Genomic DNA, 8,585 nt, shown 5'->3' with positions numbered 1-8,585 from the left:
CCCCGTAGTTTTGCGGAGGTAGGATTCGCTTCGCCGCGCAGGCGGGCTTCCGGCCTGGACCTGCCGCCACACCNGTCCCTCAGGCCCGGCCTCCAACAAGCTGTTGGAAATCATCGCCAGATTTGAGGGTCAGCCTTCTGCCGCTGCTCAAGCTTCTCGACTCGTTCGCAATCGCCGAGTGCGAACGTGCTGATTAGATCAAAAGAAGGTTGTGCGACTCAGGTAAGTGAACCCCGACGGAGGGTGGTGCAGCGAAATGCCCAAAGNGTCCCTCAGGCCCGGCCTCCAACAAGCTGTTGGAAATCATCGCCAGATTTGTTTAAGTCAGGCCGGGCTGCCTCCTTCCCATCCGCGAAAATCCAAAAAAATAAGGTTTCTCAATGCCTTTCCCACGCGCTTCGCAGGCCCTTTCCCGCTTCACCGTGCTCGACCTCACCCGCGTTCGCTCCGGGCCCACTTGCGTGCGGCAGCTGGCGGACTGGGGCGCCAATGTCATCAAGATCGACGCGCTGCTGGAAGATGGCGGCGGCGAGCAGCCGGGCGGCCCGCGCCAAGGCTCGGATTTCCAGAATTTGCACCGCAACAAGCGGGCCATGACGCTGAACCTGAAGGACCCCAAGGGCCTGGAAGTGTTCAAGCGCCTCGCCGAGCAGGCCGACGTGGTGGTCGAGAACTTCCGCCCCGACGTGAAGGCCAAGCTCGGCATCGACTATGAGAGCCTGCGCCAGATCAATCCGCGCCTCGTCTATGGCAGCATCTCCGGCTTCGGCCAGGACGGCCCCTACCACAAGCGGCCGGGCTTCGATCAGATCGCGCAAGGCATGGGCGGGCTGATGTCGATCACCGGCGCGCCTGGCGAGGGCCCGATGCGGGTCGGCATCCCCGTCGCCGACCTCACCGCCGGGCTGTTCTGCGCGCTCGGCATCCTCACCGCCCTGCTGGAGCGCGACGTCTCCGGCGAGGGCCAGTGGGTGCAGACCTCGCTGCTGCAGGCGCAGATCTTCATGCTGGATTTCCAGGCCTCACGCTGGCTGATGGAAAAGGACGTCGCCAAGCAGGCCGGCAACAACCATCCGACCTCGATCCCGACCGGCGTCTTCAAGACCTCCGACGGCTACATCAACATCGCCACCACGGGCGGGCGGATCTGGGAGCGCTGCGCGCAGGCGATCGGCGCGCCCGAACTCGTCACCAACCCCGATTATGCCACCGCGCCGGCGCGCTCGAAGAACCGCGACGCGCTCAACGCCGTCATCAGCAAATTCACCGAGAAGAAATCGACGGAAACCTGGGTCAAGGAATTGAACGAGGCCGGCGTACCCTGCGGCCCGATCTATTCGATCGACCAGATGTTCGAAGACGCCCAGGTCAAGCATCTCGGCATCGCCCAGCACGTGCCCAACGATGAGAACCGCCACATCCAGCTCGTCGGCCAGCCGGTGTCGCTGTCGCGCACGCCAAGCACGATGGCCGCGCGGCCGCCGGAATTCGGCGAACAGACCGAGGAAGTGCTGGCGGAGTTCGGCTTTGCAAAGGACGAGATCGCGGAGCTGCGCCAGCGCAAGGTGGTGTAATCCGCGCCACAACCGTCATTGCGAGGCTTGCTGCTTAGAGATTCGTAGTGGCCACGCCCTACTTCAACGCCGCCGTCGCCAGCGCGTGCTCCACGCAATTATTCACATGCGCACGCAGCGTTTCGGTCGCGGTCTTCACATCGCGCTTTAACGCGGCTTCGAGCAGCGCCTTGTGCTGGGCGGCGGGCTCGCTGCCGCGATAGCTGAACGCGACCATCTGGTAGCGGAAGTATTTGTCGAACACCAACGCATGCGTCTCCATCAGCATGCGCGAGCCGCAATTGGAGATCAGCGCCTGATGGAATTCGCCGTCATAGCGCTTCCACTGCTCCAGCGCGTCGAGGCCGGTTTCCATCAATTGCTCGGTTGATGCGAGCTTGTGGTGGGCGGAGACCACGCGCCCTTCCCACTCGACATCGGCATGGGCGAACGACACGCCCATCGCGTGAGATTCAAGTAGAAGGCGAAGTTCGGCCAGCTCTTTCAGGTTCTCCACCGAGATCGGCGCCACCTCGAAACCGCGGCGGCCCTCCGCCAGCACAAAACCTTCCGCGGCGAGGCGATTGAGAATTTCGCGCAGCGTGGAAACACTTACGCCGTAGTCCTCCTTCAGGCCTTCAAGCCTGAGCTTGTGGCCCGGACGCAGCCGGCCAAACACGATGTCGGCGCGGATGCGGCGATAGCCGTCATCGCCGACCGCCTCCTGCTCTTCCGTCCGCTCGACCAGTGTCATCGCCAATCCATGCACGAGGGCATCGCCCGGCAGTGCCATGCCGGCCGATTCCCCTCAAGCCTCACCTTTCCTCATACATATCATGTTTCATATGATGATATCTATTTTATATTTTGACTATTACATCATCCTATGACTAAGTCTCCCCCGCCGCGACGCCAAATGATCGCGAACCAAAGGGAGAAACCGTCATGCGGATGGGATTGTTGTGCGCAGCCGTCAGCCTTTGCGCGCTGTTGGGGACACCGGCGTCGGCGCAGGTGCAGGAACGCACCATCCGCTGGGGTCACCTCAACAACACCGACCACCCGATCAGCTTTGGCGTGAAGAAGTTCGCCGAGGTGCTGGCGGCCAAGAGCGGCGGCAAGCTGAAGATCCGCGAATTCCCGGCCTCCCAGCTCGGCAACGAGATGCAGCAGCAGTCGGCGGTGCGCGGCGGCACGCAGGAAATCCTCTCGGCGTCGACGACCTCGCTCGCCGGTGTCGTCAAGGATCTCGGCCTGTTCGACTTCCCCTTCACCGTCAGCACGTTCGAGCAGGCCGAAGCGCTGGCCCAGGGCGCGTTCGGAAAAGCCATGCTCGAATTGCTGCCCGAAAAGGAGCTGATCGGCCTCGGCTACTGGGGCCTCGGCTTCCGCAACGCCACCAACTCGAGCCGCCCGATCGCGAAGGTCGAGGATTTTGCCGGCCTCAAGCTGCGGGTGATCCCGAACCCGGTCTATCTCGAAACCTTCAAGGCGCTGAAAGCGAATCCGGTGCCGATGGCGTTCGGCGAATTGTACAGTGCGCTGGAAAACAGGACCGTCGACGGCCAGGAGAATCCCTACAGCGTCATCCTGTCGAACAAGTTCTTTGAGGTGCAGAAATACGTCTCCGCCACCAATCACACCTTCACCCAGAACGTCATCATCGTCAGCAAGAAGTTCTGGGACGGCCTGTCGGCGGAAGAGCAGAAGATGCTGCGCGACAGCTTTGCCGAGACGCGCGAATACCAGCGCGACCAGACCAAGCTCGCCGCGGACAAGGCGCTGGATGAGTTGAAGGCCAAGGGCATGCAGTTCAACGAGATCGCGCCGGCCGAATATGCCCGCATGCAGGAAGCCACCAAACCCGTCGTGGAGAAATTCTCCGGTGAATATGACCCGGCCCGGGTCAAGCTGTTCACCAGCGAGCTGGCGCGCATCCGCGGCGCCAAGTAGCCGCCGGGTAAAGATCCATGGCCGCCGTCGAACGGCTGATCGACCTCTACTGCCGGCTGCTCAAACTCGTCATCGTGGCGTGCCTTGCCGCGATGGTGGTGCTGGTCTTCACCAATGTCGTGATGCGCTATCTCTTCAATTCGGGGATCGCGACTTCGGAGGAGCTGTCGCGGTGGCTGCTGGTCTGGCTGACTTTCCTCGGCGCCATCGTGGCACTGCGCCAGCACGCCCATCTCGGCGTCGATACCCTGGTCCGCGCCCTCCCTCCGCTCGGTAAGAAAATCTGCTTCGTCGCGAGCTACCTCCTGATGCTCTACGCCGACGCCCTGCTCACGCTCGGAAGCTGGAAGCAGGCCGTGCTGACCTTCGGCGACAGCGCCCCCGCCTCCGGCATTTCGGTCGGCCTGTTCTTCTATTCCTCCGGACTTGTCTTCGGTGTGTCCGCGGCGGTGATCCTGCTTCTTGATCTCGTGCGTGTTCTATCCGGAGCGGCGACCGAAGAAGATCTGATCTCGGTGAAGGAGAGCGAGGAGCATGTCTGATTCTGCTTCCACGCTGCGGGTGCGCGCGTGACGCTCGCCGTCTTCACCTTCTCGCTGCTTGGCGCCATGGCGCTCGGCATGCCGATCGCATTCGCGCTGGTTGTCTGCGGCGTCGCGCTGATGCACTCGCTCGATATCTTCGACTCCCAGATCGTCGCCCAGAACATCATCAACGGCGCCGACAGTTTTCCGCTGATGGCCGTGCCGTTCTTCATGCTGGCGGGCGAGTTGATGAACCGCGGCGGGCTTGCAAGGCGCATCGTCAATGTCGCGCTGGCCGTCGTCGGCCACGTCAAGGGCGGGCTGGGCTACGTCACGATCCTGGCCGCCTGCGTGCTGTCTTCGCTATCGGGATCGGCCGCCGCGGACGCGGCCGCGCTGGCCGCCCTGCTGGTGCCGATGATGGTCGCGGCCGGCCATCGCAAGATACATGCGGCAGGACTCGTCGCGGCCAGTGGCGTCATCGGCCCCGTCATTCCGCCCAGCATCGGCTTTGTGCTGTTCGGCGTTACCGGCGGCGTCTCGATCTCGAAATTGTTCCTGGCCGGTATCTTTCCGGGACTGATGCTGGGCGCCGGCTTGTGCGTCGCCTGGTGGTGGGTCGCGCGCGACGGCCATACCGAGAGCCCGCCGCGAAAGTCGCTGCGCGAGATCGCCTGGGCCTTCGTCGACGGCTTCTGGGCCTTGATGCTGCCCGCGATCATCGTCGTCGGCCTCCGCTTCGGCGTGTTCACGCCGACCGAGGCCGCTGTGGTGGTCGCCGTCTACGCCCTGTTCGTCTCCACCTGCGTTTACCGCGAGCTGAAGATCGGCGACCTCTACGAGGTCTTCGTCTCCGCCGCGCTCAGCACCAGCGTCGTCATGTTCCTGGTCGCAGCCGCGCTGGTTTCTTCCTGGCTGATCACGGTTTCCGAGATCGCCACCCAGGTGGTCGATCTGGTCCGCCCGTTCATGGGCAACCAGACGCTGCTGATGCTCGCGATCATGCTGCTGGTCGTGATCGTCGGCACCGCGCTCGACATGACGCCCACCATCCTGATCCTGACGCCGATCCTGATGCCGATCGTCAAGCAGGCCGGCATCGACCCGGTCTACTTCGGCGTGCTCTTCATCATCAACAACTCGATCGGCCTGATCACGCCGCCTGTCGGCATCGTCCTCAACGTCGTCTGCGGCGTGTCGCGCATCAGCATGGAAGACATCATCAAGGGCGTCTGGCCGTTCCTGATCGCCCAACTGATCGTGCTGTTCCTGATGGTGCTGTTTCCATCTGTCGTCACCGTGCCGGCGAAATGGTTCACCGGCTGACATGTTGTCGCGATCGGTTACACTGCCCCGTCATTTTCCCGTGAAAGGCATTCCATGCGCATCATGATCCTCAATGGCCCGAACCTCAACATGCTCGGCATCCGCGAGCCGCACATCTACGGCTCGACCACGCTCGACGCCATCAAGGCCTCCTGCGAGGAGTTCGCCGCTTTTGCCGGCGCGGAGCTGGCGTTCCACCAGTCCAACCACGAAGGCGTGCTGGTCGACCTCATCCAGTCCGCGCGGACCTCGGCGGATGCCCTCATCATCAACCCCGCCGCCTACTCCTTCACCTCGATTGCGATGTTTGACGCCATGAAGATCTTCGAAGGGCCGATCTACGAGGTGCATATTTCAAACATCCACGCCCGCGACGAGCTGCACCGGCACTCAAAGCTCTCCGCCGCGGTCAAGGGCGTGATCGCAGGCCTCGGCCCCTACGGCTACATCGTCGCCATGCAGGCCGCGCTGCAGGGCGCCGGCAAGCTGCCCGTCTCACTGCCGGCGGCCGTACGTGTCGGCCCAAAGTAAGGAAACGCGCCATGCAGGGAGCCGGCTATCTCGCGATCTGGAGCGATCTGACGCCGCAGGACGAAACCGACTGGGCGCACTGGATCACACGCGAACATGCCGCGGAGCGCGTCGGCATCAATGGCTTCCTCGCGTGCCGGATCTTCCGTGCGCTGGGCGTCGCGGTGAACCGCTACTTCATTCTCTATGAGCTCGAGGACGAACGCGTCGTCGGCGGACCGGATTACCTGGCCCGGCTCAACGCGCCGACGCCATGGTCGCAGCGCATCATGCCCAAGCTCGGCAATTTCGCGCGCGGTGGCGGCCGTATCGCAGCGTCGGCCGGCACCGGCCAGGGCGGCATCGTCGCTCCCCTGCGCCTTGATGCCGTCCCGTCCTGGGACGCCGCCGGAGTCGTCGCCGAACTCGCCCGCCTCGACCGGATCATCGCCGCGCGCGTGCTGCTCACCGACATCGCGCAGACCTCGATCAAGACGCGCGAGAAGGGCATGCGGGCCAACGACGGCTCCTTTGCTGCCTTGCTGCTGATCGAGGGACTGGACGAAGCCGCGGTCCGCGACGCCCTCGCTCACCTGCGCAAGACGCTTCCTGCCGAGGATCACGGCGCGATCGACGGTCTGCCACTTTACCGGCTGGCGTTCAGCCTACCGAAGCGGCTCCTGCAGGGCTGAAGCGCGGATGAAGGCAGTTCGCTTTGCGGCCCACCACATTTCGGCTATAATACAGGAGGCATACTTCCCCTCTGCTCAACCGGTGAACACCGGCCTTTCGTTCGATCCCTCGGCTGCTTCGCGAAAAGAGGAGCATAACCATGGCGATAACGACGCTGAAGGTTTTGGCGAGCCTCCTGCAATTGCACGGTCCAGGCGCAACAATACAGAGCGATCACCAAGGCATCGACGCGCTGCTGAGTGACCTGCGCGGCCAGAATCCTGACCCCGTGGCAACCGAGGTTGCTTTCAGACGGGGGGCGTTTGCCAAAGGGGCTCGCGCCGGCGCCTTTCGCAGGGCCGGATATGCTCCGGGCGTAGGCGCGTTCCGCAGAGGGGGATTTGTCCGAGGATACTAGATCAGAGCCTTTTCGGTTCTGATTGAATCAGAACCGGGCTCTGGGTTCTTGATTTGACGCGTTTTCTTAACGCGAACCGGGGTCCACTTCGCCCGAAAACGCTATGGTCGAAGACTGGTAGTCGTTTCATCCAGCCCATTTCGGTGCCGGCATGTCGGCTGACGATTCAGATTCCGCTGCCTTTCAATATCAGCCGATCACGCAGCTGCTGGTCAAGGTGGCGACGAGATGCAACATTGATTGCTCCTATTGCTATTGGTTCCGCGACGCGACTGTTTACAAAAAGCCGAAGTTGATGAGCAGCCACGTGCTGCAGCAATTGCTGCAGCGCATCGAGCAACATGTCGCCAGGTACAAGCTCGTCGATTTTCCCATCATTCTGCACGGCGGCGAGCCCTTGCTGTGGGGCGTTGAGAATTTCCATCGTTTTGCCGACGCATGCGAGAACATCTCATCACGAACAGGCTGCGAAATACCTGTCGCGGTCACGACAAACGGCGTGCTGATCGACGATGAATGGCTGGACTGCTTCGAGACGCGCAACATCTCGGTTGCAATCAGTCTCGATGGACCGGCACATATTCACGACATTCACCGTCGTACTTTTCAAGGTACGGGCACCCACGCTGCGGTGGAACGCGCTGCTCGCATGCTTGCGTCACGCGACATTGGCGTAATGGCGTTGGCCGTCTGCAATCCCGCCTACCCGCCGGCACAGTATGCCGAGTTCTTCGCTGCGTGCGGAATTTCAAGCTATGACATCATGATCCCCGATGCGACGGTGGATGAGAAGCCGGCATCCATCGCCTCGTTCTACAATGGTCTGCTCGACTTGTGGCTGGCAGCCAATCGCAGTGCGCCGACAACCAATATCCGGATCATTTCGGACATGATCACAGCCCTGCTCGGCAACAATTCGCCCACCGAGGGCGTGGGCCACAAGCCGGTCGAACTCTGCACCGTCATGACCGACGGCACGGTGGAGGCCCACGACGTGTTGCGGATTGCGGGCGACGGATTCACCCAGACCAGGTTCAACATCTTCGATCATGCCATTGACGACGTCAGGAACGAGCCTCGCTGGAAAGCCGCGCGCGATGCTTCAATCCATCTTTGCGAAAAGTGCCGGCAGTGCAAGTTCATGAACGCTTGTGGCGGAGGCTATCTTCCGCATCGTTTCTCCAAGGAAAACGGTTACGACAATCCGTCGGTCTATTGCGACGACCTCTATTCGATGTTCGAAAACATGCAATCCGTATTGGAGAGCCATCTGTACGTCAGCAAGCCCGGTGGCGAACGCATCAACGTGCGGGAGACGTTGCCAGGTACCCAGTTGGAGCGTGAACTCACGCCGTCGCCTCCAGCACACGATTCATAGTCCGACAGGAAACTGATTTGCTTTGCACGCAAGCGCAAATTTGATGCGCAACTGCGAAAAACTGGCACGACCNTCACTTCTGATTTTCCGAAATCGTGTCAAGCCCGGGAATCAAAAATATTCCGCTTAACATGTCACCCAAATCAGCGGCATGACTCCGTTCGTCTCACCCGATGGAGGGGCGGCTCGCGAACGTCACGAACGTGCGGTGAGATGCGATGGACGCTGATGTCACGACGACGTACGTGACG

At 61.9% G+C, this 8,585-nt stretch carries 8 protein-coding genes; 7 read left to right on the top strand and 1 reads right to left on the bottom strand.

Annotated features, from left to right (window positions below; all coding sequences use genetic code 11):
- Nucleotides 1–380: 380 nt before the first annotated feature.
- Nucleotides 381–1,574 carry a CaiB/BaiF CoA transferase family protein gene (locus CQ14_RS14750; RefSeq protein WP_057858605.1) on the top strand — a complete coding sequence of 398 codons (1,194 nt, stop codon included), beginning with the start codon at nucleotides 381–383 and terminating at the stop codon, nucleotides 1,572–1,574.
- 58 nt (nucleotides 1,575–1,632) lie between these two features.
- On the opposite strand, the gene CQ14_RS14745 is transcribed toward CQ14_RS14750, so the two are convergent.
- Nucleotides 1,633–2,307: a GntR family transcriptional regulator gene (locus tag CQ14_RS14745; protein ID WP_057858609.1), complete on the bottom strand. Its 675-nt coding sequence runs from the start codon at nucleotides 2,305–2,307 to the stop codon at nucleotides 1,633–1,635.
- Between the two features lie 191 nt (nucleotides 2,308–2,498).
- On the opposite strand from CQ14_RS14745, the gene CQ14_RS14740 reads away from it, so the two are divergent.
- The 6 genes from CQ14_RS14740 (at nucleotide 2,499) to CQ14_RS14710 (ending at nucleotide 8,334) form a co-directional block, all read left to right on the top strand.
- Nucleotides 2,499–3,506: a TRAP transporter substrate-binding protein gene (locus CQ14_RS14740; RefSeq protein ID WP_245320351.1), complete on the top strand. Its 1,008-nt coding sequence runs from the start codon at nucleotides 2,499–2,501 to the stop codon at nucleotides 3,504–3,506.
- 17 nt (nucleotides 3,507–3,523) lie between these two features.
- Complete coding sequence (locus CQ14_RS14735) at nucleotides 3,524–4,048, top strand: TRAP transporter small permease (RefSeq protein ID WP_057858603.1); 525 nt, start codon at nucleotides 3,524–3,526, stop codon at nucleotides 4,046–4,048.
- Nucleotides 4,049–4,075: 27 nt separating this feature from the next.
- Entirely contained in the window at nucleotides 4,076–5,356 is a 1,281-nt protein-coding gene (locus CQ14_RS14730; protein WP_057858602.1) for a TRAP transporter large permease subunit, read from the top strand.
- Between the two features lie 54 nt (nucleotides 5,357–5,410).
- The gene (locus CQ14_RS14725) at nucleotides 5,411–5,887 is read left to right on the top strand and encodes a type II 3-dehydroquinate dehydratase (protein WP_057858601.1); all 477 of its coding nucleotides are present in this window, start codon (nucleotides 5,411–5,413) and stop codon (nucleotides 5,885–5,887) included.
- Between the two features lie 11 nt (nucleotides 5,888–5,898).
- Nucleotides 5,899–6,558 carry a hypothetical protein gene (locus CQ14_RS14720; RefSeq protein ID WP_057858600.1) on the top strand — a complete coding sequence of 220 codons (660 nt, stop codon included), beginning with the start codon at nucleotides 5,899–5,901 and terminating at the stop codon, nucleotides 6,556–6,558.
- A gap of 549 nt (nucleotides 6,559–7,107) precedes the next feature.
- Nucleotides 7,108–8,334 carry a radical SAM protein gene (locus CQ14_RS14710; protein ID WP_057858598.1) on the top strand — a complete coding sequence of 409 codons (1,227 nt, stop codon included), beginning with the start codon at nucleotides 7,108–7,110 and terminating at the stop codon, nucleotides 8,332–8,334.
- The last annotated feature ends 251 nt before the right edge of the window (nucleotides 8,335–8,585 follow it).

The sequence above is a fragment of the Bradyrhizobium lablabi genome (genome assembly GCF_001440475.1).
Taxonomy (GTDB): Bacteria; Pseudomonadota; Alphaproteobacteria; order Rhizobiales; family Xanthobacteraceae; genus Bradyrhizobium; species Bradyrhizobium lablabi.
Note: the sequence above shows the minus strand (reverse complement) of the source record. Positions and strands in the feature narration are given on the sequence as shown.

Excerpts from the sequence above, each read along its gene's own strand:
- CQ14_RS14745 (WP_057858609.1), bottom strand. The coding sequence starts at position 2,307 with ATGACACTGGTCGAGCGGACGGAAGAGCAGGAGGCGGTCGGCGATGAC.
- CQ14_RS14750 (WP_057858605.1), top strand. The coding sequence starts at position 381 with ATGCCTTTCCCACGCGCTTCGCAGGCCCTTTCCCGCTTCACCGTGCTC.
- CQ14_RS14720 (WP_057858600.1), top strand. The coding sequence starts at position 5,899 with ATGCAGGGAGCCGGCTATCTCGCGATCTGGAGCGATCTGACGCCGCAG.
- CQ14_RS14735 (WP_057858603.1), top strand. The coding sequence starts at position 3,524 with ATGGCCGCCGTCGAACGGCTGATCGACCTCTACTGCCGGCTGCTCAAA.
- CQ14_RS14740 (WP_245320351.1), top strand. The coding sequence starts at position 2,499 with ATGCGGATGGGATTGTTGTGCGCAGCCGTCAGCCTTTGCGCGCTGTTG.
- CQ14_RS14725 (WP_057858601.1), top strand. The coding sequence starts at position 5,411 with ATGCGCATCATGATCCTCAATGGCCCGAACCTCAACATGCTCGGCATC.
- CQ14_RS14710 (WP_057858598.1), top strand. The coding sequence starts at position 7,108 with ATGTCGGCTGACGATTCAGATTCCGCTGCCTTTCAATATCAGCCGATC.